The organism is Vibrio sp. 10N.261.54.E10, assembly GCF_002877735.2.
In the GTDB taxonomy this organism is placed as follows: Bacteria; Pseudomonadota; Gammaproteobacteria; order Enterobacterales; family Vibrionaceae; genus Vibrio; species Vibrio crassostreae_C.
The window spans coordinates 1,170,681-1,195,555 of sequence record NZ_MCXE02000002.1 but is presented as its reverse complement, the minus strand read 5'-3'; the positions used below and the strand labels follow the sequence as shown (position 1 = coordinate 1,195,555).

Annotated in this window: 20 protein-coding genes and 4 pseudogenes; 16 read left to right on the top strand and 8 right to left on the bottom strand. The window is 43.6% G+C overall.

Annotated features, from left to right (window positions below; translation table 11 throughout):
- Positions 1-75: 75 nt before the first annotated feature.
- From BCU07_RS16535 to BCU07_RS16495, 9 genes and pseudogenes are all read left to right on the top strand, one after another.
- Positions 76-1,464 (top strand): annotated as a pseudogene (locus tag BCU07_RS16535) (putative bifunctional diguanylate cyclase/phosphodiesterase); the annotation flags it as partial.
- A 260-nt stretch (positions 1,465-1,724) separates the two neighbouring features.
- On the top strand, positions 1,725-2,204 hold the full coding sequence (locus BCU07_RS16530; RefSeq protein ID WP_017060589.1) for a type II secretion system protein: 480 nt from the start codon (positions 1,725-1,727) through the stop codon (positions 2,202-2,204).
- Between the two features lie 834 nt (positions 2,205-3,038).
- A pseudogene (locus BCU07_RS16525) lies at positions 3,039-4,815 on the top strand (EAL domain-containing protein).
- A 151-nt stretch (positions 4,816-4,966) separates the two neighbouring features.
- Entirely contained in the window at positions 4,967-5,338 is a 372-nt protein-coding gene (locus BCU07_RS16520) for a GntR family transcriptional regulator (protein WP_017060587.1), read from the top strand.
- Positions 5,335-6,189, top strand: coding sequence for an ABC transporter ATP-binding protein (locus BCU07_RS16515; RefSeq protein WP_102321049.1), 855 nt, complete (start codon positions 5,335-5,337; stop codon positions 6,187-6,189). Before BCU07_RS16520 ends, BCU07_RS16515 begins: the two co-directional genes overlap by 4 nt.
- On the top strand, positions 6,189-7,046 hold the full coding sequence (locus BCU07_RS16510) for a hypothetical protein (protein WP_017060585.1): 858 nt from the start codon (positions 6,189-6,191) through the stop codon (positions 7,044-7,046). Before BCU07_RS16515 ends, BCU07_RS16510 begins: the two co-directional genes overlap by 1 nt.
- Before the next feature lie 935 nt (positions 7,047-7,981).
- Positions 7,982-8,269 (top strand): putative quinol monooxygenase, encoded by a 288-nt coding sequence (locus BCU07_RS16505; protein WP_017060584.1) that lies wholly within the window; start codon positions 7,982-7,984, stop codon positions 8,267-8,269.
- Entirely contained in the window at positions 8,269-8,823 is a 555-nt protein-coding gene (locus BCU07_RS16500) for a nucleotidyltransferase family protein (protein WP_102428770.1), read from the top strand. The genes BCU07_RS16505 and BCU07_RS16500 overlap by 1 nt, the downstream gene beginning before the upstream one ends.
- 155 nt (positions 8,824-8,978) lie before the next feature.
- Entirely contained in the window at positions 8,979-9,416 is a 438-nt protein-coding gene (locus tag BCU07_RS16495; protein WP_102428769.1) for a bifunctional diaminohydroxyphosphoribosylaminopyrimidine deaminase/5-amino-6-(5-phosphoribosylamino)uracil reductase RibD, read from the top strand.
- Positions 9,417-9,433: 17 nt separating this feature from the next.
- Here the strand turns inward: BCU07_RS16495 and BCU07_RS16490 are convergent, their stop codons facing one another.
- Positions 9,434-9,886, bottom strand: a complete 453-nt coding sequence (locus BCU07_RS16490; RefSeq protein WP_017060581.1) for an NUDIX hydrolase — start codon at positions 9,884-9,886, stop codon at positions 9,434-9,436.
- A 279-nt stretch (positions 9,887-10,165) separates the two neighbouring features.
- Here BCU07_RS16490 and BCU07_RS16485 point away from each other — a divergent pair, with 279 nt between their 5' ends.
- From BCU07_RS16485 to BCU07_RS16475, 3 genes are all read left to right on the top strand, one after another.
- Positions 10,166-11,878: an RluA family pseudouridine synthase gene (locus tag BCU07_RS16485; RefSeq protein ID WP_017060580.1), complete on the top strand. Its 1,713-nt coding sequence runs from the start codon at positions 10,166-10,168 to the stop codon at positions 11,876-11,878.
- Positions 11,879-12,033: 155 nt separating this feature from the next.
- The gene (locus BCU07_RS16480; RefSeq protein WP_017064884.1) at positions 12,034-12,414 is read left to right on the top strand and encodes a hypothetical protein; all 381 of its coding nucleotides are present in this window, start codon (positions 12,034-12,036) and stop codon (positions 12,412-12,414) included.
- 310 nt (positions 12,415-12,724) lie between these two features.
- A complete protein-coding gene (locus BCU07_RS16475) occupies positions 12,725-13,885 on the top strand; it encodes a multidrug effflux MFS transporter (protein WP_102428768.1) in 1,161 nt (386 codons plus the stop codon).
- 201 nt (positions 13,886-14,086) lie between these two features.
- Here the strand turns inward: BCU07_RS16475 and BCU07_RS16470 are convergent, their stop codons facing one another.
- From BCU07_RS16470 to BCU07_RS16455, 4 genes are all read right to left on the bottom strand, one after another.
- Complete coding sequence (locus BCU07_RS16470) at positions 14,087-15,445, bottom strand: Na+/H+ antiporter NhaC family protein (protein WP_102428767.1); 1,359 nt, start codon at positions 15,443-15,445, stop codon at positions 14,087-14,089.
- A 189-nt stretch (positions 15,446-15,634) separates the two neighbouring features.
- Positions 15,635-16,399 carry a hydratase gene (locus BCU07_RS16465; protein ID WP_102428766.1) on the bottom strand — a complete coding sequence of 255 codons (765 nt, stop codon included), beginning with the start codon at positions 16,397-16,399 and terminating at the stop codon, positions 15,635-15,637.
- A 205-nt stretch (positions 16,400-16,604) separates the two neighbouring features.
- On the bottom strand, positions 16,605-16,910 hold the full coding sequence (locus BCU07_RS16460) for a DUF3861 domain-containing protein (protein WP_017060575.1): 306 nt from the start codon (positions 16,908-16,910) through the stop codon (positions 16,605-16,607).
- 34 nt (positions 16,911-16,944) lie between these two features.
- Positions 16,945-17,436, bottom strand: coding sequence for a DUF2798 domain-containing protein (locus BCU07_RS16455; RefSeq protein WP_102428765.1), 492 nt, complete (start codon positions 17,434-17,436; stop codon positions 16,945-16,947).
- A 97-nt stretch (positions 17,437-17,533) separates the two neighbouring features.
- On the opposite strand from BCU07_RS16455, the gene BCU07_RS16450 reads away from it, so the two are divergent.
- A complete protein-coding gene (locus BCU07_RS16450) occupies positions 17,534-17,959 on the top strand; it encodes a MarR family winged helix-turn-helix transcriptional regulator (RefSeq protein WP_017060573.1) in 426 nt (141 codons plus the stop codon).
- Positions 17,960-18,070: 111 nt separating this feature from the next.
- Here BCU07_RS16450 and BCU07_RS16445 read toward each other — a convergent pair.
- Both BCU07_RS16445 and BCU07_RS16440 read right to left on the bottom strand, forming a co-directional pair.
- Positions 18,071-19,131, bottom strand: a pseudogene (locus tag BCU07_RS16445) (MBL fold metallo-hydrolase).
- A 187-nt stretch (positions 19,132-19,318) separates the two neighbouring features.
- Positions 19,319-21,103, bottom strand: coding sequence for an SgrR family transcriptional regulator (locus BCU07_RS16440; protein ID WP_102428764.1), 1,785 nt, complete (start codon positions 21,101-21,103; stop codon positions 19,319-19,321).
- Positions 21,104-21,705: 602 nt separating this feature from the next.
- On the opposite strand from BCU07_RS16440, the gene rimK reads away from it, so the two are divergent.
- Both rimK and BCU07_RS16430 read left to right on the top strand, forming a co-directional pair.
- Positions 21,706-22,611, top strand: coding sequence for a 30S ribosomal protein S6--L-glutamate ligase (gene rimK, locus BCU07_RS16435; protein WP_004740040.1), 906 nt, complete (start codon positions 21,706-21,708; stop codon positions 22,609-22,611).
- A 32-nt stretch (positions 22,612-22,643) separates the two neighbouring features.
- The gene (locus BCU07_RS16430; protein ID WP_017069208.1) at positions 22,644-23,072 is read left to right on the top strand and encodes an ATP-dependent zinc protease; all 429 of its coding nucleotides are present in this window, start codon (positions 22,644-22,646) and stop codon (positions 23,070-23,072) included.
- Positions 23,073-23,218: 146 nt separating this feature from the next.
- Here the strand turns inward: BCU07_RS16430 and BCU07_RS16425 are convergent, their stop codons facing one another.
- The gene (locus BCU07_RS16425) at positions 23,219-24,007 is read right to left on the bottom strand and encodes an MBL fold metallo-hydrolase (protein ID WP_017060570.1); all 789 of its coding nucleotides are present in this window, start codon (positions 24,005-24,007) and stop codon (positions 23,219-23,221) included.
- A 202-nt stretch (positions 24,008-24,209) separates the two neighbouring features.
- Here BCU07_RS16425 and BCU07_RS16420 point away from each other — a divergent pair.
- Positions 24,210-24,811: pseudogene (locus tag BCU07_RS16420) on the top strand (2OG-Fe(II) oxygenase).
- The last annotated feature ends 64 nt before the right edge of the window (positions 24,812-24,875 follow it).

Here is a 24,875-nt window from a genome sequence, read left to right as displayed (position 1 = left end):
ACTTTTGTACATACACGTTTACAGAATAGAGAACCAACAACCGGTGCGCCTTGGTTTATCAAGGTTTCCTCCTTCAGAGCACACCATTTTGATGTGCAAGGAAAGTGGCTCTTTGATAAAAGCGAACTGCTGCTAAACCTAACCTGTACAACAAAGCAAAAAGAGAAGCTGATAAAAGCCAGATACAACGCAGAACACGACTGTTTAACGGAGCTTTATAATCGCCGTGGGATCAGCAACCTTCTAGAAACCAGCATTGCCTATCGCTCACCGTTTGAATTGATGTTTGTCGACCTTGATGGCTTCAAATTAGTTAATGACACTTATGGGCACACTGTCGGAGACCAACTACTCAAACAGGTTGGTGAACGCCTTAAACAGTTGGTTGATGAGAAATGCATGATAGGGCGATTTGGTGGCGACGAATTCATTGTGATTGCCCACACCTGCCGAAATCAAAATATCCCACTACTTTGCCCTCGCATCATTGATGCCTTAAACCGAAGTTTCCATATCAGAGGCATCGGCAGTTTATCTGTCGGTTGCAGCATAGGTACCGCGCATTTCCCTGATAACGCGGTTGACCAAGAAACATTGCTAAAGCAAGCGGGTATGGCGATGCATCTTGCAAAAGCGAATGGTCGAAACCGCTTCCAAACGTTTACCCCAGACTTAGCACAAACCCTGCATCGCAAAGTAGAGATCCGCCATCGACTGGCACGCGCCATAGAAAACGACGATCTCAACCTTCACTATCAACCGATCATGAACACCAACAGCGACAAGGTGAAAGGGTTTGAAGCCTTGCTTCGATGGTCAGACAAAGAGCTAGGTAACATAGGCCCTGATGAGTTTATTAGCTTAGCGGAGGAGACGGGGCAGATTGTACCGCTCGGGAAATGGGTTCTGAACTCTGCACTCAAACAGCTATCGATATGGCAACGTGAGTTTGATAGTGAGTTGATGATGAGTATCAATATTTCGAGTATTCAGATGCACGCGACCTTTGCCGAGCAGCTATTAGCAATGTTGAACTTCTACAATATCCAACCTCAAAGCATCGCCCTTGAGATCACCGAATCTTCCATGATCTTCAAGCATGGTGAAGTCAGGCAAGCGTTAAGCGATATTTCTAAATTGGGCGTAGAGCTTCACCTTGATGACTTTGGCACAGGCTACTCGTCACTGTCGATGTTGCATGACTTACCGATTAGCACCGTGAAACTCGATAAAAGCTTCGTCCACGGTTCACACAAAGGGAGCAAAGCGATTGTCCAAGCCACCCATGCTATCTGTGAAAAATTGGGGCTAAAAGTGGTTGCTGAAGGTGTCGAAACCGAAACGCAAAAAGCGTTCTTAATCGATTGTGGATACCAGTATCTTCAGGGATTTTTATTTAGTAAACCAATTCCCTCAAATGAAGTCGAAAGTCAGTTTTTGAATGGTCGACAATCCTACAATTAAAGACTTATTTATCAATAAATTAAGTCGTTTGAATGCTTCCTAAACAATCGGCTGCTGTGGGTGTGTACGCTTACGTATGCTTACATATGCTTACATAGCGTTTAACAGTAAGAGGAAATAATTAAGCTATTGTTTATAAAGAAAATTACTTAGAAATTCACACAATAAAACACCAAACCATTATACCCACTAACTGTAATGACTTTGGTATTTAGATTACCCTCATTCCGTCCCTTTAGCAGAGCAAATAATCGGTAACCATGAACAGACAAAACGGCTTCACTCTTTTAGAACTCATCATCTCTGTATTAATTTTAGCGATCGTTTCGGCGACAGCTATGGTCAAGTTCTTAGACGTTCAAGGAAGTGCTCGGGCGAGTAAAATACATGATGTGGCTGGTAACCTTCGCACGGGTATCGATATGATCTACGCGAAGTCAGCGATTGCTGGCGTTGAGGATGAGTGCAACTATGTTGAAAAGACGGAGATTGAGACCTACTACGTTTGTCATGGTTACCCAATCGCCTATGTTGACTCACTAAGAAGACTGCTCAATATCGACGCAACAGAGCTTCATGTCATCAACAAAGAAGTAGACTCTGGCAGCAATGCAGAAAGAGTAGCCGCCATCTCTTTCGACACCGAAAACTACACCTATTCGCCAGAAGGAGACTTTTGTCAGGTGCTTTATCAGCCAGAAAAAGAACCACAGATCGTGGTGCTTGATGGTGCATGTTAAATACTCAACGATTGCACGCTTCCATAGTTAACACAAAGCCACCGCAACAGATCTTTGAATATCATGTGGTTACGCTAACATTTGCTCAAAAATAACACTAATTGTTCTAACTTGTTGCTGCTTATACTTTAGGCAGTGCTCATGGTATAACACCAACCTCATTCATATCTTACTTTCATCACTAGCCGATTAATATTTACATAGACACATATTTGATACATATGTCAATAATAATTCCATTAAAATTCTTTAATCAACACATCATGATAAAAATCATCCTTTCCCTATTTTAAATATCCCACCTTAAAGTTTAATTATTTAAATTTCGTAACAGAATAAATTAAAGTCAATCATTCAACAAATATAATTAATTCTATCATTGATTACTTTAATTAAATCACCAAAACAATACGCCACATAAATTATATTAATATCACATAAAATGACATAATTTAATTTTATCATGAAAAATTCTGATAAATCTCACACATCGATAAACCGAATGAATACCATCAGAAGCTACATTAGAAACCTCTAAATCCAGTCGCTAAACCTACCGCGTAGAAGCTGTGAAATGGATAAATACCAAAACAAATGGATAAATCCCCCTTACCTCTTGTAAATCATTGGCTTTCATTTATAAATTCAACTTTTGGGTGAACATCTCCATAACCTTTCATTAAAGCCCAAATTCTGCGATTAGTATCAACATCTTGAGATAAAATGGTGACATTTTGGTTATATTATTTAGATCGAACTCTTGTGTTGAATGAAAATCCCAGCCATCACATATCCATCACACAAATATAATAACTATCGCTTAGGAGTTAAGCTATGCACTGTTCTTTCAATATAAATAACAATAATGAGAGCTTGCAACTAATCTACAATGAAGAAAAAATATACATAAAAAGAGACAGTAATAAGATATCAGAGGAAACTCTTAATAGTAAAGAGAGTTTTGTTTTCAAATACCTTATTGAACACTCGTCAATATCAAACCCTCAATCTGCACGAGATGTTGAAGAATCTTTTAAATTACACTTTGACGAAGAGTTTAGCTTATACGCGTTAAAAAATATTATTGCTTCTATAAGAAAGAAATATCGAAGCTTATGTAAGAAAGCGAAGGTAGATAATAATAGCGAACTTATCTCTAACCTTTATAAGGTAGGTTACTTTATCGATCTCGATAAAAGCTCAACCAACCGTATCGCACCTAAGTACGACATCAACCAGTTCAAGCCCAGCCAGTTCGAGATGTTGAAACTGATGTTCAACACCTATCATCGAGAGCTGATTAAGGCTCTGATAGCCGTGTTCACCATCTCTTCCTTTTTCCTATTCGTTGTCTACTTTTCCCAAATCCTTTATACGACGAAGATTGCGAATGAATACAGTGAGAACACCAAACACATTGCCGCAGAAGTCATGGACTACGGTTGCGATAGCCACGGGGCTGTGCACTCGCTAAGGCACTCGCTCAACCTTGATTCTGTCGTCATGACCACACCTTATGACTCCTGCTATATCTCTAAAACACGTTCTAAGATGATAGAGCTCAATCAATTAGACGACTTCTACGATAGTGCTGACTTTGCCTATTCACGCTTCATGGATACCGAGCACGACATTGAGATGGTTGCTCGAATATCTAAACGATCTATCGAAGCTCGATACAAGAACTCACATTGCCTCTATTAGTCGATTCGATTTCCATCCAGAAGAATGGTTACCACATCTTAAACCTTGGCGAAGAGAGTAAATCTATCTATCAAACCTCCCTACCAACGGGTGCAACCATCACCTTCTACAGTGACGACATTGTTGCACTATGGATTGCGCTTTCTCTGATACTCGCCACCCTGCTTTATCGCTCCTATATTCTGGGTTTCGTGATCTACCTGTTTCGTTGGAAACACATCTCCTTTGAAGAAGAGCCGATCATCAACACCGAAGACAACTGCGTTCTCTACTACGAGTTGTTATCTCGTGTGCGTAACGTTGGCGTTTTAAGCTTCATCAACACCATGAGACGCACCAATTTACTCACCTTTCATACTATTTTACTCATCGAGACAGTCAGAAAAGCGAAGTTAAACAACAGCCATGAGATCTATGGTGTCAACGTGTGTCCGAGTGCTTTGGTAGGGTCGAACTTCGCAAGGCTCAGAGAGCATTTAGCCGCGATGGAAGCGAATGAGTTTGTCGTAGAGATTACTGAATATTCGAACATTGGCTATGGGTGTGAGGTTATCGATAACATTAAGGATATCAAAAAGCTTGGTATCACTATCGCTCTGGATGACTTTGGTACGGGCAATAACAACATCGAAATCATCAATGTTATCTCTCCGGCCTATCTAAAACTGGATCGTTGCTTTGTTAAGGATATCGAGTCAGGAGAGCATCATCAGGGTGTATTGCTCAATATCTCGGAGATTGGACGCCTATCAAATATCACAATGATTTATGAAGGTGTCGAGACGCGTAGGCAGCAATATATCTTGTGTCAGTTTTACATCAAGGTTACCTGTATAGCCGGCCTAATAGAAATCTTGATCAGCAACCATTCCCTATTCAAATAATCATCGCTTATACAGCTGCTTGAGAGCCCACAAGGATGTAGGCTTCAAGTGCCCTCCCCACCAAACGTGCTTTATCTAAACATAAAAATACCCGATGCACTTTCATAAAATCCTTGCCAACTCGAATAAATAGGTTAGTGTTATACACATGTATATCACCATGCAGTTTTAATTATGACCGAATGGAAAGACGACCAGCCGATCTTTAGGCAGCTTGCCGCCAAGATCAGTGACCAAATTCTTCAGGGTGTTTGGCTAGAGCTACAAGCATTGCCCTCTGTGCGTGCGGTTGCCGCCGATCTCAAGATCAACCACCTTACTGTCATGAAAAGCTACCAGTTACTGGTGGATGAAGGCTTGGTAGAGAAAAAACGCGGCCAAGGCATGTATGTGGCCGAAGGGGCACTTCAAAAATTGAAAGAGTCCGCACACCAATCATTCATCAACACACAGATCCCAGCCATCGCTGAGACGCTAAGCATCATTGATATGAGTGTCGAAGAACTCGTGAAACAGCTAGCACAACATATAAAGGACAAGTCATGAGTACTTTACTTTCCGTGAAAAACGTAACCAAAACCTATTCAAATCAAGTGGGTGTCGAGAACATCAGCTTTGAGTTAAAACCGGGGCAAGTGCTTGGACTGCTGGGCCACAATGGCGCAGGTAAATCGACTCTGATCAAATCACTGCTTGGTGGACACAACTATCAAGGTGAGATTGAAGTAAACGGCTACCACCCTATCCACCAGCACGCAGAGCTCATGCAGCACTTGTCGTACATCTCAGATGTTAACGTGTTACCAGAGTGGATGACGGTTAAACAACTACTTCGATACACACAAGGTGTGCACCCTAGCTTCAACAAGCAAAAAGCAGAACAGACATTAAGCAGCACCAACATTAAGTTGTCTTCTACTATCAAGCAGCTTTCTAAAGGGATGAAAGTACAACTTCACCTTGCGATCATCATCGCGACTGACACTCAAGTGTTGATCTTAGATGAGCCTACACTGGGCTTAGATTTGCTGTATCGCGATACTTTTTATCGCCACCTACTAGAATGGTTCCACGACGGCGAACGCGCCATGATCATTGCAAGCCATGAGGTTTCAGAGATTGAACATTTATTAACGGATGTTCTGATTTTAAAACAAGGCCATTGTGTGCTGCAAAAGAGCATGGAAGACATCGAAAATGACTATTTCATTATCGAAGTCGCAAATAACCATTCAAGCGAGATACAGAAACTCAACCCACTGACCTCGCAATCAGGCCTGGGCACCACTAAGTGGTTATTGGAAGGTCAATACAAAGCGCAGGTTGAATCACTGGGTAACATCTATAACGTTGGTCTCGCAGATCTATTCCTTGCAACACAGACGGAGAAGGCATAATGCATCCAAGTTTTTACATGCTAGAAAAAGAACTCATCGAGCACAAAATTAACACTCGATTGCCTCTGTTTGTCGCGTTATGTGGTTTCTTACTGTTCGTTAGTCTGTTCTTCAATGGCGCAGCGCAGCATGAGTTTTTCTTTGAAATGCAAGTGAACGGTGACGTGAGCGACATCCACAGAGAGTTCGCACAAGACCTCAACTCAGTGATCTACTTTGGCGCGGGCCTTATTTCACTGATCCTATCAACGCTTTACATCCCTAAAACGCTGCGTAAAGAGCGCCAAGAAGGCAGTTCGATGTTTTGGAGAAGTATGCCGGTATCTAACGCAATGACTCACGGTGTGAAACTCGGCTTCGGTTTAGTGGTGATTCCGGCTATCTGTGCATTGTTAGTACTGTTCGCAGATTTTCTATTCTGGATATTGAACGTCTCAAGTGAACAACAACTGGCGCTATTGGTTGAACAACAATCTCTGTTTTATGTGCTGAGCAACTGGGTCGTGTTTTTTGGACGAATGATGTTAGTTGCACTGGTTTTATTGCCACTGGCAACCGTCACTCTAGCGATTTCGCAGCTGGTAAACTCTCCATTGCTTGTCATTTTCATCTCAAGCTATGCGATTAAGTTCCTCTCTGTCGCAGTGTTTGGGTTCTATGGCATCAATGACTTCCTATCTCTCATCGCGTCATTACCAATGAATGTACTCATAGCAAGCAACCCATTAAGTGCGATTGCAGAAGCGCCGATTTTATCTTTAGGTATTTACGCACTGATCGGTGTTGGTGGCTATCTACTGAGCCTAAAGCTAAATAGAACGGACGATGTGAGCTTAAAGACGCTGTTCCAACGTTAGAGTCTATCCTAAGCACGAGCCTTTATCGGGCAGTCACATCAGATATCAAAATCTAAATCAAAGCTTCTGAGAAATCGGGAGCTTTTTTATTATCAAGACGTTAACGAGTACAGGGATGCGATAACAAGGAACAAGGAACAAGCTTTAGTTTGGGGTAACAGGTTTAACAAACGAAGATAAACTTAGAGGAGGTATTAATGAGCTGACATTGAATTGCATTGTTGTTAATGCCTGCCAGCTCTTTGGGGATGATTTCGTTAGTCGCCGACCAGATGAAGGTCCTTGAGAGTGCTAATGAAATCAGTTTGTTGCGTTTTACATTTGATTAAGCTTTTCAGCTTTTAAAGCTCTACGATTAAAGCTTATTTCTTTGATGCTTCTTTTGACGTGTCTTTCCAGTATTGGATACGAACGCGATGAAGCTGTGCTCTTCTCATTTTTTTCATAAGGGATATTTCCTTTTCTTTAACTGCTCTTCAGGAGCTATTTTTATTGCCAACTATTCGAATCTAACGGTGTTTGATGCCCAGATCAATGATACAAATCACAAAATATATAGAGTTTTGAGTACCATTTACATCAAAGTACGACCTAGATATCAACTATGGCTCAAATCAATCCTATGAGCCGCTGTTCAAAATTAAGGTTAGTTCTCTCAGATGACAAATTCATTTCAGTATCAATACAGTTCAATGATACTAATTTAATAGACCGGACCAACGCTGATTTAGTTCCAGTGTCTTATCATTTGTTGATTACATCACCTTTAAAGTTACAGTGTAACTAAAAAATACATTCAATGTGAACTAATAATCGCCACATTAGCCTATACGTTACAACATCAAAATGGGATTATGTTTGTAACGGATAGAGCTTTTGATAGAAAAAAGCCGTAATGGACCAAATTAAATAGACGTAATTAAATGGACGTAATTATGAGTAAAGTAATTCTGCAAGGGCATATTCTAGTGCCAGACAACGACCTAGAAGCAGTGACACATGCCTTGGTTGTGCACAAAGAACTGACACTAGAAGAACCTGGTTGTATTGTGTTTCGAGTCAGTCAAAGCACGCTTCAACCTAATCGCTTTGAAGTGTATGAAGAATTCACTAGCCGAGAAGCATTCGAAATGCACCAACAGCGAGTAAAAGCCTCTGAATGGGGTGAAATCTCCCAGAACGTGACACGCCATTACCAAGTCACTGATGTTCCGACATCATAATGATACATCCGCTAGCCAAACGCATCGTCACGTTGATCAAACAAGATCCCTTACGAATGAAGCTTTTAGACTGTGTCGCTCAGTTGGATTTGCCGCAGTGTTATGTCGCTGCGGGCTTTGTGAGAAACCTCGTTTGGGATCACCAGCATGGTTATGCCTCCCCGACTCCATTCAATGATATTGATGTGATCTACTTTGATCCCATTGATACCTCTTACGAATCGGATCTTAGATACGAGGCTCAGCTTAAACAACGGTTACCCGAACTGAATTGGCAAGTTCGCAATCAAGCCTACATGCACACTAGAAATGGGGATGAACGTTACCAAGGCTCATTGGATGCGATGAGTTATTGGCCAGAGAAAGAAACCGCCGTCGCCGTGAAACAAAGCCTCCATGGAAACATCGAGTGTATTTCTGCCTTTGGCTTAGAGAGTTTGTTTGATTTGCAAATCACACCCAATCCAAAGCGTAGCCGAGATATCTTTGATCAAAGAGTGCAATCCAAAGGTTGGCTAACCCAGTGGCCCAAGTTAACGATGAGTCACAGTTAACTAGCAGTCGAATTCAAACGCTAAAACCATTGACTAAAAGTCCAATCAGATCGAACATGCCCCACTTATTAGCTTATTAAGTTAGTAATTAACCAACTCATCAACCACGCGTGGCGACTAGCTGCTACGCTCTCTCGTCATACTGAGTAACGACCATGAACCAACAATACATGCTGCAAGCACTCGAAGCTTCGCGCCAAGCCTTACCTGATTGCCAACCAAACCCGCCAGTAGGGTGTGTTTTGGTGAAAGACGATAAGGTGGTGTCTGTTGGATACACGCAAAAAGTCGGCGGAAACCACGCCGAGGTTGAAGCACTCAATAACTATAACGACAAAACGGACGGAACAATGGAAGGGGTTACCGCTTACGTAACTTTAGAGCCATGTTCGTTTGTCGGCAGAACACCCGCTTGCGCCAATACATTGGTTAAAGCAGGTGTAAAACACGTAGTCGTGGCGATGCTAGACCCAGACCCTCGTAATAATGGTCGTGGAGTTGCCATCCTTGAATCGCACGGCGTGAAGGTGGATGTGGGGTTATGCCAAGCGCAAGTGAGCGCCTTTTTAACCCCTTACCTTGGTAAGTCCTAGATCTTAAACAGCCAGTATTAGTTCAATTTCACTCGGTAAAGCGGATTGACTGGCTTATCGACAAAATACGACCAAATATGATCGTAGACGGCATGTTGGTTGGGGAACGGCGCTAACGCTTTTGCTTCTTCTAAATTACACCAGCGGTACTCGGTGTGTTCGTCATTCAGTTCAATCGCTTGGTTGGGTGGGCATAGCACCGCAAACACAGGGATTAGCTGAATCACATTCACGTGCGCCTCATAAAACTGCTCCAGAAACTGCGCGTTATACAAAGCTTCCACTTTAATTTGGGTCTCTTCTTCAAACTCGCGCACGATAGCCTGCCAGCCTGTTTCACCCGCTTCAATCGAGCCTGCGACGTGACACCAAAACTCACCTTTAACACGCTTCATTAATAGCATTTTCATTTGTCCGTCGCTCTCTGAAATAGCGACACCGGAAACAATCGAAGTATTGAGTGGAATCATAACGTTACCTTAGTTTTAATAAGAGGGCGGCAAGGCTACCACCCTTGGTTTGTTAAATTGTCTTCTATGATTAAAAACGAGAAGTTACTCATCAATTAATGGCGTTCAAGCCATAACTCATAGGCTCGTCGCTTGGCTATCCAGTAATAGAACTATTTCTTATTTGAGGCGCTTTTCGATAAAGAGTAGAATCGCCGCCTTGTACTGTGTTTAACGTCTCTGAACATACACAGTAGACTCACAACCATTTATCACCACGATATAAGTATTAATACGACTATGCACTCATCAAAACCAACGCACGACTCAGAAAACAGCCACACACCTGAGCATTGCTTCACTCGTTTTCAACAGCCGATCGAGTCATATTCGTTGCCTGAGCGTTTCACATTCCCGTTCTACTACGAACCGCACCCATTGTGTGAAATCGCTTCTCATCAGCTTCAACAATATCTAGAAACTCAAACCGACTGGCAGCATGACTTCGGACTTGATACTGACGCTGGTCGCGGCAAAATGTTTGGTGTGTTATTGGTGAAAAGCCCTGAAGGTGAATTGGGGTACTTCTCTGCTTTTTCAGGGAAAATCGCCGACCAAAACCTACTGCCTCACTTTGTACCGCCCGTGTTCGACATGCTCAGCAGCGACAGCTTTTTCCATCAAGACACAGCCGACATGATGGCTGTCAACGCTGAGTTTAAAGCGCTGCAAGCAAATACTGAATACCTTGAATTGTGCGAGCAACTGGCACAGCAAAAAGCGCAAGCCGAGCAAGAGATTGAAGCTCAACGTCTATTGATTATTGAAGGCCGAAAAACGCGTAAAGAACAACGTGAACAAGGTAAAGAAAACCTTGATGAGCAAGCTTTCGAACAGCTAAATAATGAGCTAAACAAAGCCAGTGTTGCCGACAAGAACCAGCAGAAGTACCTAAAACTTAACTGGGAACAGACCCTGCAAGTGTTGCAAGCTAAAGTTGATGTGTTCAACACTCAACTGGCTGAGCTAAAAGAGCAAAGAGCACACATTTCTCATCAGCTTCAACACAAGCTGTTTTCACAATACGCTTTCCAAAATGCGGAAGGAAACGTTGAAGACCTTAACCAAATCTTTGAAAACACGCCAAACAAGATACCACCAGCTGGCTCTGGTGAATGCGCTGCGCCTAAATTGCTGCAATACGCGTACTTACATGGTTACACGCCACTGGCATTGGCTGAATTTTGGTGGGGCCGCTCTCCAAAGTCGGAAATCCGCAAGCACAAGAAATACTACGCTTCTTGTCAGAGTAAATGTGTGCCGATTTTAGGCCATATGATGAAAGGCCTAGAAGTCGATCCAAACCCATTGCTAGAGAACCCAGCAGAAGGCAAAGAGCTGGATATTCTGTTCCAAGATGAGCACATCGTGGTAGTACACAAGCCAGCAGGTTTTCTATCCGTGCCGGGTAAAACCATCAAAGATTCCGCCTACACACGTGTTCAAGAAATGCATCCCGATGTTGAAGGCCCATTTGTGATTCATCGCTTAGACATGGCGACCTCTGGCATTCTAATCTTCGCTCTCACACGACGTGCGAACAAGAGCTTACAGAAGCAGTTCATTACTCGTGAAGTCGAAAAGCGTTACGTGGCAATGATTGAAGGCGTTCTAACAGAAAATGAAGGCTATGTTCGACTACCATTACGTGGTGATTTGTATGACCGCCCTCGTCAAATTGTCTGCTTCGAACACGGCAAGCCAGCAGAAACCAAATGGGAAGTGATTGAGCGAAACGGGCAAACCACTAAGGTTTACCTGCATCCTAAAACAGGGCGTACACACCAGTTGCGTGTTCACTGTTCACACCAAGAAGGCCTTAACATGCCTATCGTCGGTGACGGCTTGTATGGCAATAAAGCCGACCGATTGCACTTACACGCAGAAAGACTTGCGCTGCACCACCCAGTCACCAAAGAGTGGATGGAATTCCAGTTCGACGCTGAATTCTAAAATCTCTCATTAGTAGCGAGCTTTGATAAGGAGTCACAACCGCTTGTGGCTCCTACCTCTTTTGGGTATATATCCACGCTTATTGCACTACATCAAGATTCACTTTGTTGTGAAGAGTAGCATGCCCACCTTCTTCTCTCCTTGAGGCCTTTGATATGTCATCAGCTGCTTTGAATTTACAACCTAACAAACTGACTTCCCCATTAATTGCGACTCAAGCACCGAGCTTGAAGCCACTTACATCCAAAAAGCCAGACTTAAACTCGGCAATGCTTAACTTAATTGAAGAAGTTAAAAACGAACTCCCACTTTACGAGTCAGAGACGTTTATCTGTGGTCCAAAAGGAAATTGCTCGGGTTGCTCTAAGAAACTACTAGAGATGGTCGACAGCGAGTTAATGTATTGGGAGCACAGTATTTCCATTGGCCAAGGCCCTAACTTCGAAGAACTGCGCCGCTTTGGTAAACTATGCAGCAGCGTTCGACGTGGTTTAGAGCGTAACGGTTTAGTCGAAAAACGCCCAAAGAAAAGATAACAAGCCAAGTCGATAATCATTACAATGTGTCGTTGGCGATCACAAGCTACCCTGCTACTAACTGATTGAACTCGTTAGCTATAAAAGTAATAATGTTTTGTAATACAATTCAGTATACAGACCGACTTCGTAGATTCGGACTCATAGAGATAAGTTCATCGATACTTTCACCATATTCTTGAACAACTCTATCCTTCTTGTCTGACGTGCCTTAACCTTCTGTATATCAATATCACATCAATTAGAAACCTACCTTGGACAACGGAGAGCGACCTTGAAGAGACCACAACCAGTACTGGGAAAGACCGGTATGCTATTTTTTCTCGTCATAATAAGTGCTTTCCCTCCATTGACCATCGACCTTTACTTACCTGCGCTTCCGCAGATGGTCGAGGTGTTTAATACTGACCGATCAATGGTCAACCTAACCCTGAGCAGCTACTTCGTTACTTACGCCATCGGTCTTTTGTTCTGGGGGCCGCTCAGCGAAAAATTTGGTCGTAAGCCGATCCTATTAATTGGATTAGCGAGCTATATGGTCGCGAGCATATTGTGCGCGATGACCAATAGCATCGAACAGTTGATTAGTGCTCGTGTATTCCAAGCCTTTGCTGGCAGTGCTATCACCGTTATCGCTACCGCCATTGTCAAAGATCTTTATGACGGCCGAGAACGTGAAAAGATCATGGCGACTATCATGTCACTGGTGATCATCGCGCCAATGGTTGCGCCTGTATTTGGTGCCTTTCTACTGAAAATTGCTTCTTGGCGAATGATGTTTGTCACGCTCGCCATTTTTGGTGCATTTGCGTCAGTATTAGCTTGCTGCTACCGAGAAACACTCGAAAACAAATACCAAGGTTCTATATTCCGATCATGGGGAAGAATGGGCGTGGTCATGAAAAACCGCTCGTTCGTCAAGCTGCTGGTCATTTTCTCTATCATACCGATGGCGTTGATGGGCTTTCTTGCGGCGGGTTCTTATATCTACATAGATCACTTTGGATTGACCGAACAACAGTTTAGTTACGCGTTCGCATTCAATGCACTGTGCGCCTCATTTGGTCCAACAATTTACATGAAGTTGTCCTACCGAATGCCGGTTCAAAAGGTCATCTCAGGATGTTTTGCTTTATTAGCGCTTGCGGGAATCTTCACCCTAACCATTGGCGACCTGTCCCCTTGGTTCTTCATGTTCATCGCTGCACCAGCGACATTAATGGCGATCATCATGCGAGTACCGGGGACCAACTTGATGTTGAATCAACAAGATCATGACACGGGCTCTGCCGTCGCACTGATACAGTTCTTCAGCATGATTTGTGGCTCGCTTGGCATGGTATTAGTTTCAATCCGCCCAGAGTCACTGATTGAAAACCTAGGCTTTATCCAATTATCCATCGGTACGCTAGGCGGCCTGATGTGGCTAATGGTCAGAAACAAAGAGTTCGTGACTAATAAGCTGAATTAAAGCTCTCAAGCCTAATTGTCATTCACACTACAATAAACTTGAAAACCGCTATAACGAAATTAGAAACCGTCTACATAGGCGGTTTTCTTGTATTTGAAGACGTACATTGAATTTTCAAGCCATGAGTTTCACGCACAAAAAAGCTCCTATTAAGGAGCCTTCTTATCAGAGCCAGTGAGCACTCAGTTTGGTCAATTGTTACTAAGCTTGAGCCACTTGACGTGCTGGGTGTTTAATAAACACAGCTACCACAGCAACGACTGCAAGCGCGAAACAGTAGTAAGAATTAGCCACGATATCCAAAGGCGATAAGTTAAATACCGAACCTAATAGCAATACCTGTGCACCGTAAGGCAATACGCCTTGAATCACACAAGAGAAGATATCCAATAAGCTGGCAGAGCGACGTGGAGAAACGTTATTTTCTTCAGCTAATTGGCGAGCCACACTACCAGACACAATAATCGCTACCGTGTTGTTTGCAGTACATATGTTCACCATAGATACCAAGCCCGCAATACCCAACTCACTCGCACGGCCATTCGCTTGCTTAGAGTGTGAAGAGCCAAACGCACGAATCACACCACTTACCAAGCTAGTCAGGAACGCCAATCCACCTTGGCGACGCATTAGCTCACTCAAACCACCAATCAGCATCGACAGTAAGAAGATCTCCTGCATGTTGCCGAAGCCTGCGTAGATATCTTGAGCGTAATCCGTCATACCGTAGTTCTCAACAGAACCTAGGCTCACGCCACCCGCCAGCAAGATACCAATCGTCAGCACAACGAATACATTCATACCCGATACAGCAAGAATCAAAATAGTGATGTACGGAAGGACTTTCAGCCATTCAATTGGGCCTGTTTCAGGAACTTGAGTTGCTGTGCTGTTGAAAGCAAAGATAACAATCGCGATAAGTGCAGCAGGAAGTGCTATACGGATGTTCTCTTTAAACTTGTCTCTCATCTCACAGCCTTGCGAGCGAGTCGCGGCAATCGTGGTATCTGAGATGATAGAAAGGTTGTCACCAAACATAGCGCCACTTAGCACTACGCCAGCGGTTAGAGGAATACTCATACCAGCTGAGTCAGCAATGCCTAGTGCAACAGGAGCAACCGCAGCGATAGTACCCATAGAGGTGCCCATTGCTGTCGCAATGAACGCCGAAATAAGGAAGATGCCCGGTAGGATCATGCTCGTTGGGATAGCCGATAGACCAAGGTTTACCGTCGCGTCCACGCCACCAGAAGCTTTAGCCACAGCAGCAAAAGCACCCGCCAATAGGTAGATCATACACATTGCGATAATGTCTTTGTGACCCACGCCACCTAAGAACTGCTCAATCGCACGGTTCAATTTATCTTTGCTCAATAGCAACGCTAACATCACAGCAGGCAGAGCCGCAATCGGAGCTGGAAGTTGATAGAAAGCAAAATCGACGCCTTGTAGCGACAGGTATGTACCCACGCCAATAAACAGCGCAAGGAAAACGATCAGAGGGATAAGCGCCACTGCAGAAGGGGCAATTACCGCGTTAGAATTTTTTGAATTGGACATGGAACGACAACACAATAGAACAGGAAGGTGAGCAGACTAATGTCACACTTAGAACTTGTCAACGTCTAGACGTCTAAACGCCTAATTTAATGCAAAGTAATAAGAACCCTATTGAGCATCACGTAATAAAAAAGGCTATTTACTCATCAGTAAACAGCCTTTCGATAACAGATAGTGCGCCGCTAGAAGTTAGCGTTTCTGCTTGAACGTCACTTGGTATTCACCAATGCCTTCGTAGTGGAAAGTCGTCGGCTTATCGAAGCCGAGCTCCACGATACCGCAGTATGAGCCCGTGATGATCGCTTCACCCGCTTGGAAATCAACGCCACGACGAGTCATGTAGTTAATCAGCCAGTAGATAGGGCTTGGTGGTAATGTATTTGGGTGCTTGCCTGCGAACGCTTGAACTTGTTCGCCTTGAGTTACTTCGATATTGATCTCAGAAGAAGTGAATGCTTTTTCACGGTCAATCTCTGGGCCAATAAATAGACCTTGGTTTACTAGGCCATCGGCCAGCTTTTCATAGAACTCAGCGCCGCTGTCATCCGCAAAACGAGACTGCATTAACTCAAGTGCCATGTGGCAAGAACCAATCGCTTCGTTGATTTGCTCTTCGCTGTAGCCTTCTTGGCTTGCAGGCAGGCTCTTAGCAAGCGTAAATGCGATTTCAGGCTCAACGCGTACTACGCCGTTGTCAGCAAACAGTTCACAAACTTCGCCTTGTTGAACGCTGCCCGAGAAGATTGGCGCAACAACAAACTTGTCTTCAGCCAGAGGAAGTAAGCACTTCCAACCGCCGACTTTATCGCTTTTCAAATCGATCATTGAAGATTGGATCTTTAGCGCATCTTCCAAGTTATTCGGACGGTACTGTTCGTCCAATCTTGGTGCTTTGGTGCCAGCAACACGACGACTCAACAGTTCTTCAGCTGCTTGTTTAAATACATTTGTCATATAATACCACCTTTAGTTTTATGACCAGTATAATATCGGATTTCTTAAAGCTTGAATAGACAATTCAACAACGGTGCTACACCGAAAATTCAGCCATCAATTTTCGCATATTCTAGACGCAAACAACTGAAACTATTTTGATTTAAATGTAAAAAAGCCAGTAATTTGATTACTGACTTTTCGATGTATTACTGATGTTCAGGCTTTACTGCCCTTTCAACGTCTTCTTCAAATTCTGCATGAAGTTTCTGAAGTGAGGCATGAAATCAACAAACAGAGGGTGTTTTCTATCTTGCATCATCAATGGGCCTAACAAGCGAATGCTCACTCCTAGTCGCGCTGCTGATTGCTCGTCTAAGCCGCTGTCATGTTTGATCTTCTCAACAATCGCGAACATATCTTCTCTGTCTTCAATTTCAAACTGCATGGTTTGAAGTTCACGATCTTCTTTGATGTTCACTTCTTCGATAGTGATACGGTAGTTATTGTGTTTGCCTGTGAATGCTTTCATGTGGACCTCCTAAAATGCTTAAAAAGTGTTTTGGTTAGCTCTTCATGAATCGTTCGAGCTTAGGTTTAACCGTCATCGACATCACGACCATGATCGCAAGGCCAATGGGAAGTGCGGCAATAAATCCATTAAACCATCCACTGGTAAACGCCGATGTATCCGAAAATCCAATGTTATTTGCCGCTGTTACAAATGCCATCATGGACTCCATTATGAATGCCATGATCAGTCCTACGATCAGGTTGCGAACTTTCTCGCTATAAGTTGTGAACACTCTAGCAACGGCTTTGGTGACTAAAGCCATCATCACCGTGCCTATTGGCATCATGATCACGACAACAAGGGCTAACGAAGAAAGCCAGTTGCCAATAAATTCCTCGCCGAATCCAACATTCATGTAAGTCATCACAGCCGTTAAACTGCCGCCAATCGTCAGCATTAAGCTCATCATGACCAAAACTTTGTATAAAACCGGTGTGCCTTTTTGCTCAGGAAGAGTTGGCGTTAGAGTTGCTTGAATCGTCATATCTATTTCCTGTCTTGAATTTACGAACAATTAAGTTGATAATGTCAACTATAAATACAGTAGTTGATAATGTCAACTATATTTCTAAGGATAGTTTATGTCTGATAACACATCGCTAGAATCAATCTTTCGTCTAGTGCACTCTTTGAAACGTCAAATGAGCGAACAGATTGAGAGCTTAGACTCAGAGATCGCACCTATGAACATTCGTGTCATGAAGATCATTACTAAGAAGTCTCCATGTACCGCTATCGATATTGCACACTTCCTAGATCGTGATAAAGCACAGGTCACTCGGCTCATTAATGCCTTGATCAATCAGGAACTTGTGAAGAAGTCTCCGAACCCGGAAGACAAGCGCAGCCAGTTATTGGTTCTGACTGATAAGGGTCAAGAGATCATGAGTAAGGTCTCGGATATCGATCGAGACATGCTGAAGAGAATGACCAAAGGCATGGCCGAAGACGAGTTAGAACAATTCAGAAAAATTGCGAAGAAAATGGCGCAGAACTTAGAAAGCTGATCTTAAAAATAAAACGAAAAAACGCCACCGAATCGTAAGATCGGTGGCGTTTCGTGTATAAGTTGGGTTGTACAGCTTAGTGGTTTAGCTATGTCTATTTGGATGACAGCTCTAATTCGATGCTAGTTTCCACCATGCCTGAACAGGTACAGGCTCTGAGATCACCAAACGTTCACCCATCACCGGGCTTACCATTTGTACATCTCGCTCTTTGCTTATCGCCAGTGCTTGTTCCATTGGGTCTTGCCAATCATGCATAGAAAGGTCGAAGGTACTGTTGTGGATTGGCATCATCACCTTACCTTGCAGATCAATGTGTGCCTGAACACTCTGTTCTGGGAACATATGAATATCCGCCCAAAGTGAGTTATACGCACCCGTTTCAACCATGGTTAAATCAAACGGCCCAAAACGGTCGCCAATCTCTTTAAAGCCATTGAAGTAACCAGAATCACCGCTAAAGAAGACTTTCTTGTCTGAAGCGTTAATAACCCAACTGCCCCACAGTGTTTGGTCACGATCAAGCAAGCCACGACCAGAGAAATGCTGTGTCGGTGTCAACGTGAACTCAATGTCTGAGGCCGTTGCCGATTCCCACCAGTTCAATTCGATGATCTTCTCTTTATCCACGCCCCACTTTTCCAACAGTGCGCCCACTCTTAATGGCACTAAGAACGTCCCTACTTTGTCGGCTAATACCTTCACGGCACCTTTGTCTAAATGGTCGTAGTGATCATGGCTGATCACTACCACATCGATGTCAGGTAGATCTTGCAGTGAGATTGGGGTTGGGTGAAAGCGCTTTGGCCCCATCCATTGCACTGGTGATGCTCGATCACTGAACACAGGGTCAGTCATCACTAACTTGCCATCCAGCTTCATCATCACGCTTGAGTGACCTAAGCGGTAAGCAACGTCGTCTTGTTCTTCGATCAATTGCTCAGCTGTCATTGGAATCAAAGGCAATGCAGCGCGCGGCACTGGCTCGTTTCTTTCCACAGTCACGTATGCTTTCAAGATTGAAAAATATCAGACATACCCGATTTGTATTCCAACTCACTGTTAGCAAACTTCTTTGGAAGCTTATCTAGATTGTCGTTTGATTGTGAACCTGTGCTTACGATAGCGACCACGGCAAGTACTCCTAAAATCGGTAATAGATATTTTTTCATTGGTATCTCTTTAACCGTTGGGATAGACCCAACACATAAACTACACCGACTAGTTTATATGCCAAAACCAAAAAGTAAACCATCGAGTGTAATTTTTAATTTATCTAGACGTAAGCGTGTCAAAGTCGATTTTGGAAAAACCAATTTTGGCAACGAGTTAACTTAGTTATTTAGCTAGTAAGAAAGGTTAATCAGCAGACCATACATTCTTGAAATCTGGCCATCCCCAGTTGGTAATGGCCACGTTTTTCAAAATGCCTTGAAAACGCACGGTTTGTAGGTGATGGAACATAGGCACTAGCCAATAATCAGAAATCAACGTCGATGCAACAGGCTCCAACTCTGCCAAGTAATTCGGCAGTTCAACTGAGGCTTTGTGATGATCTAAGCGCTGTTTAAGCCAATCACTGTTCATCTCTCCGAGCGCGGAATGCAATACAGGGTCATTCATCAACCACGAGAACAGCGAAGATGGCGCATTATCATCGAGATTCAGGTTACACAATACCAAATCTTCTTTTAAATCGCCCCGCTGAGAAAGCAGCGCCAACTCTCGAAAGCTATAGGTGTTCACTTCAACTTCCACTCCATGTCGTTTGAGTATGTCAGATACGCAAATCGCACATCGATACAACGCATAATAATCGTAAACCGCTATACTCATCTTTTTCGGCAGTTGTGCCTCTTTCGAAGGCGTTCGATACAATTTCTGCCAACTTGGCAGTATATTTTGAGCTAAAGAGACACTAAACAAACCCTTGTTGTGTTCCAGCTGAGACAAAATCGCTTGTGGGTTGGTCAGTTGTGAAAGGTATTTGCGCTGCTCATTATTTAGTGGGCTAGCCGCTGAGTTCTGATTGAACAGGATAAACAAGCATCCATCCTCGACTCGGCTACGAAGGCCGTCTGTGTCTGCTGAAACAAGGTCCGCATCGCTTTTCCCTAATTGATGGAAGCAAGAAGAATCTTCATAAGGCGATACGTGCATTTGGCTATCATCGAAACGAGCAGTGCCCGTCATTGATTCCTCAAACTGCCAGATGGTCACCTCATCGGTTAACGAGCGACAACCATAATAATGCTCAAATGCGGCGAGCTTGATTCGTTCATTATTGGTCTCAACCACTTTGAAGGGGCCGGTTCCAATCACAGCATGAGAGACCGAATTTAATGGCGATGGCTCTCGTGTGACTTGCGCAGCAGGTTGAATCGAATACTTAACGCCAGCCAATAAGCCCGCGAACCCGGTGTCTGCTTTGGTGAGTTGAAAGCTGATCCTCAATGGCTGTTCACTGTAGATGGAAGAAACATGATCTAACTCAGCTTGATAGAAAGGCAGAGCTTGTAAAGCAGTAAACAAAGCAACCAGCTGCTTGGCATCAACTGGCTGACCATCATGAAAAGTCAGACCGGGGCGCAGATAGAAAGTCCAAACCAGTTGCTCTGTGTCATATTCCCAATGGTGAGCTAATTCAGGCTTTAACTCACCTTTACCATTACACGTCACTAGGCAGCTAAAAACCTGTCTTATCAAAAATCGTTCGCTACTGCGGTGTATATGGTGCGGAAACAAATCCTCAAACTTACGCTTATAGGTTAATTGAACGTGCAGCAGCCCTTCACGCATGGTCGCGCCGGAAGTTTCTTGCAGTAAAGAACCAAACACAGCGCGGTCATTATCCAATATGGAAAGTGCTTTTTCGTACTTGCCCTGCTCTATCAATTTACTGGCAACATGTTGAGTCATTTCTTGATTACTAAAACGTAATGTCAGGTTAGAACGTTGATTCCGTCCCACTTTAGGCTCCCACACTACCCACTCAGCCTGATGCATCTTGCCTAACAAGGTTCGTGCATGGCGCAAACTAGTAAACAGCATATCCGCTACTTCGGCTAGGGTGACTGAATGAGAAATGTTTGGCTCGAACGATTCTAGCCGCGTGTAGTAACGCATCATGTTTAGATCAGACAAATAGTGAACCTTTTAAAGATAGCTCTTCCTAATTAAGCTCATTATAAAACATATTCATCAAAAAGTAGTGTAATGCGACCAAAACAGGAACAACCAATAAAAATACCATCTGTTTTTTAGTTCCTCTTAATTATCCATAATGAACGGGTCAGCAACAAACCATAGGTTGTAAATAAAGCCTAACCAGAGAGAGTAATGACCATGAGAAAATACTATCTTAACAAGCTAAAAAGCACCTGCAGTAAGCTCGAAAGAGAAGCACTACGAACACTTTTAGATCTATGTAACTGGCGTTATTAGTACACTTTTTAGCACCGAGTAAACGCGAGTTGGGTACAACCTAATATGCTCCTACCCCCAATATGAGTTAGGTCTCAACTCGCTTTTCCATTCCAATTCCCCTCTCAAGCCTGCTGTACCAATAGCTCACACAATCGATAAATTTCCGTTGTCGACTCGACAAATTTAATTCGTTTTCTTAGTTGAACGAAAAGCCTTAAGGTTCGCCCCGAAGCAAGCAAGGAGCCTCAGAAAAAACTGAAAGCTCAGCTAACAACTAATTTATTTGCAGTTACCAATCAGGTATTAACTAAGGAAACGCCATGCGTATCGCAATTCTTTCTCGCAACGAAAATCTATACTCTACCGCTCGTCTAAAGCAGGCTGGAGAAGCACGTGGTCATCAGGTCGATGTTATCGACACGTTGCACTGTGATATAGATATCGCGAGTAACAATCCGAAGATTCGCTACATGGGTGAAGAGCTACCTCAATACGATGCTGTTATTCCACGTATTGGCGCTTCCATTACCTTTTACGGAACTGCGGTTGTTCGCCAATTTGAAATGATGGGCACTTTTTGTATCAATGAGTCAGTAGCAATCAGTCGCTCTCGCGACAAACTGCGCTCACTACAACTGTTGTCTCGTAAAGGTATTGGCTTACCAAAAACAGGTTTCGCTAGCCGCCCAGACAAGATTCAAGACCTGATCAAAAACGTAGGCGGCGCGCCACTTGTGATCAAGCTTCTTGAAGGCACTCAAGGTATCGGCGTTGTACTAGCAGAAACAAACAAAGCAGCAGAAAGCGTTATCGAAGCGTTCATGGGCCTAAAAGCGAACATCTTGGTTCAAGAGTTCATTGAAGAAGCAAATGGCGCAGACATCCGTTGTTTTGTTGTTGGCAACAAAGTAATTGCTGCAATGAAGCGTCAAGCTGGTGAAGGTGAATTCCGCTCTAACCTGCACCGTGGCGGCACTGCTCAGCTGGTTAAACTAACCAAAGAAGAGCGCGCAACAGCAATCAATGCAGCGAAAATCATGGGATTAAACCTATGTGGTGTAGATATCCTACAATCTAAGAACGGCCCAGTAGTAATGGAAGTAAACTCTTCTCCAGGCCTAGAAGGCATCGAGAAAGCAACGGGTAAAGATGTAGCAGACATGATTTTCGAATTCATCGAGAAGAATGCAAAACCAAACGCTAACCGTACTCGTGGCAAGGGCTGATTGAATACCGATAACTCATGATTGGAAAGAAAATGAACAATAAAATGATCATAGGGAATACCGAAGCACTTTGCTTACCAGAGTTAGGGATAACTGGACTACATACACGTGTTGATACAGGGGCTAAAACCTCTTCTCTACACGTAGACAATCTACTATGTGTTAAATCAAATGGTGAGAAATTCGTAGAGTTCGACCTTCACCCAGACGTTTATCACCTAGAAGAGACGGTGCGCTGCAAGGCGAAACTGAAAACAAGTAAGAAAATTAAATCATCTAACGGCGAAGTTGAACACCGTTGCGTGATTGAAACCATGCTAAGAATCGGTGGTCAGGAATGGCCTATCGATATCACGCTAAGCAACCGTCAAGACATGACTTACATGATGTTGCTTGGACGTCAAGGCATGAGTGACAAAGTGATTGTTGACCCTGCGGGTGAATTCCTGCTGACTCACTAATCCGAGTCATCGTAACCGCTCCACAGGTTATAACTAAAGCTACTCACAACGATATAAGGCCAGTCTCATGACTGGCCTTATTGCTATCTATTTTTCTATTTCTACTTTCAGCTCTGAATACACGACTTTGCATTCAAGCTTCTGATCTATTTCTTCGATTTACCATGAGATTGAAAACCAAATCGCCCAATCGATAAAAGTAATTTCTTGGTTTTGATTTTCGTCACTCGCCAATGTGTAACAGGCCTTCTTGGGGCACTCATCAACAGGTGTTCAAAAGCCTTCTGACTGAAATCGACTTGCCCACCATGTGCCACCAGCAAGGTATCGAGCTGCATGTCATAAATGCGCGATACAGACGCTCGATACTTATTAGGGTGAAAGATAGGAAACGGCGGAATCAGCTTCTTCTTAACCTCGACCATTAAATCGGCCACATAAGCCACGCTGTGTGATGGGCAATAGACCGAGAGATCACGGTCGGTATGGCCCGGTGTTTCAAGAACCAACCAATCATCAAACCCTGGAATACTATCCCCATCAGACAGCTTGTAGTCCGGCTTTAACTTTCTTGAATACCATAGGTTTGCTTTAGGCTTGCCTAAGCGGTTCGCCATCCACCTAGCAAGCGCTAAGTCGGTCAGGTGCATCAAAATGCCATCGATGCCGTGATACCAATCTTTATCTCGGTTTGCTGCCACCAAGTTACAGCTCGTGAGCTTTCTGAGCTTGTGCGCTGCCCCTGCATGGTCCGGATGCATGTGTGTAACAACCACAGTATGTAGGTCGCTAAATTCACGGCCAAGCTCATCTTCAATGAAAGCCCTAAGATGAGGAATATCCGCACGGCACGCACCATCAAGTAACAGCAACCTATCTGGGTACTCTACGAGATACATGTCTTGGATGTAACCTTTAATGGTATGCAGCTGCAAACCCACTCCTTGTGATAATTCAACTGGTCAGACCTACACCATAGCAAACTCACATTTATTTGTAACAAATTTGTTAACTATAAAATCACATCAAAGTACCATGCTCTTCTGCTCTTTTATCGTGACGACAAAATACGTGATTTGTTGACCTAAGTTATTAGGACTATATATGCGCCTCTAATTTATTGTCTGAGTGCTATACATGAACCAACTAATCGATGCTCTTTCTACCCAAGGTTATTTCGTACGGGATGACTTCTTAACTCAAGAAGAAGTGGTGGCATTGAGGGATTGCATTCCAGAGAACTGGAAAAAGGCTAGGATTGGCCGTAACGATGAAGTAACGCGAGAGTCGACCATTCGTAGTGACAAGATTCAATGGGTGCGCCGCGATATGGGTCAGCCAGCATCTCTGTTCCTAGACAAAATGGAACAAATTCGTTTAGCGGCAAACCAAGCGTTCTTTTTGGGTCTGTTCGAGTACGAAGCGCACTTTGCTAAATACGAAAAAGGCGACTTCTACCAGAAGCACTTAGACTGTTTCAAGGGCAATGAAAACCGCCGCCTGACCACTGTGTTCTATATGAATGATGAGTGGACAGAAGAAGACGCTGGTGAACTTGTGGTTTACGACCTAAAAGACAACCACATCGCGACCATTCCACCAAAGTCAGGCCGCTTATTTGTGTTCTTATCTGAACAGTTCCACACGAGGTACTGCCGACAAACACAGAGCGATTCAGTATTGCAGGTTGGTTCCGTATTAACGGCGTGAAAGACAACCAATTGGACATCGCGCACTAAAACTGTATCCACATCGAACCTTCTTCTAAGCCTCTCCATCGAGAGGCTTTTTTATTGAACAACA

Bases quoted from the DNA above. Each gene is read 5' to 3' on its own strand.
- BCU07_RS16530 (WP_017060589.1), top strand. From the start codon at position 1,725: ATGAACAGACAAAACGGCTTCACTCTTTTAGAACTCATCATCTCTGTA.
- BCU07_RS16520 (WP_017060587.1), top strand. From the start codon at position 4,967: ATGACCGAATGGAAAGACGACCAGCCGATCTTTAGGCAGCTTGCCGCC.
- BCU07_RS16515 (WP_102321049.1), top strand. From the start codon at position 5,335: ATGAGTACTTTACTTTCCGTGAAAAACGTAACCAAAACCTATTCAAAT.
- BCU07_RS16510 (WP_017060585.1), top strand. From the start codon at position 6,189: ATGCATCCAAGTTTTTACATGCTAGAAAAAGAACTCATCGAGCACAAA.
- BCU07_RS16505 (WP_017060584.1), top strand. From the start codon at position 7,982: ATGAGTAAAGTAATTCTGCAAGGGCATATTCTAGTGCCAGACAACGAC.
- BCU07_RS16500 (WP_102428770.1), top strand. From the start codon at position 8,269: ATGATACATCCGCTAGCCAAACGCATCGTCACGTTGATCAAACAAGAT.
- BCU07_RS16495 (WP_102428769.1), top strand. From the start codon at position 8,979: ATGAACCAACAATACATGCTGCAAGCACTCGAAGCTTCGCGCCAAGCC.
- BCU07_RS16490 (WP_017060581.1), bottom strand. From the start codon at position 9,886: ATGATTCCACTCAATACTTCGATTGTTTCCGGTGTCGCTATTTCAGAG.
- BCU07_RS16485 (WP_017060580.1), top strand. From the start codon at position 10,166: ATGCACTCATCAAAACCAACGCACGACTCAGAAAACAGCCACACACCT.
- BCU07_RS16480 (WP_017064884.1), top strand. From the start codon at position 12,034: ATGTCATCAGCTGCTTTGAATTTACAACCTAACAAACTGACTTCCCCA.
- BCU07_RS16475 (WP_102428768.1), top strand. From the start codon at position 12,725: ATGCTATTTTTTCTCGTCATAATAAGTGCTTTCCCTCCATTGACCATC.
- BCU07_RS16470 (WP_102428767.1), bottom strand. From the start codon at position 15,445: ATGTCCAATTCAAAAAATTCTAACGCGGTAATTGCCCCTTCTGCAGTG.
- BCU07_RS16465 (WP_102428766.1), bottom strand. From the start codon at position 16,399: ATGACAAATGTATTTAAACAAGCAGCTGAAGAACTGTTGAGTCGTCGT.
- BCU07_RS16460 (WP_017060575.1), bottom strand. From the start codon at position 16,910: ATGAAAGCATTCACAGGCAAACACAATAACTACCGTATCACTATCGAA.
- BCU07_RS16455 (WP_102428765.1), bottom strand. From the start codon at position 17,436: ATGACGATTCAAGCAACTCTAACGCCAACTCTTCCTGAGCAAAAAGGC.
- BCU07_RS16450 (WP_017060573.1), top strand. From the start codon at position 17,534: ATGTCTGATAACACATCGCTAGAATCAATCTTTCGTCTAGTGCACTCT.
- rimK (WP_004740040.1), top strand. From the start codon at position 21,706: ATGCGTATCGCAATTCTTTCTCGCAACGAAAATCTATACTCTACCGCT.
- BCU07_RS16430 (WP_017069208.1), top strand. From the start codon at position 22,644: ATGAACAATAAAATGATCATAGGGAATACCGAAGCACTTTGCTTACCA.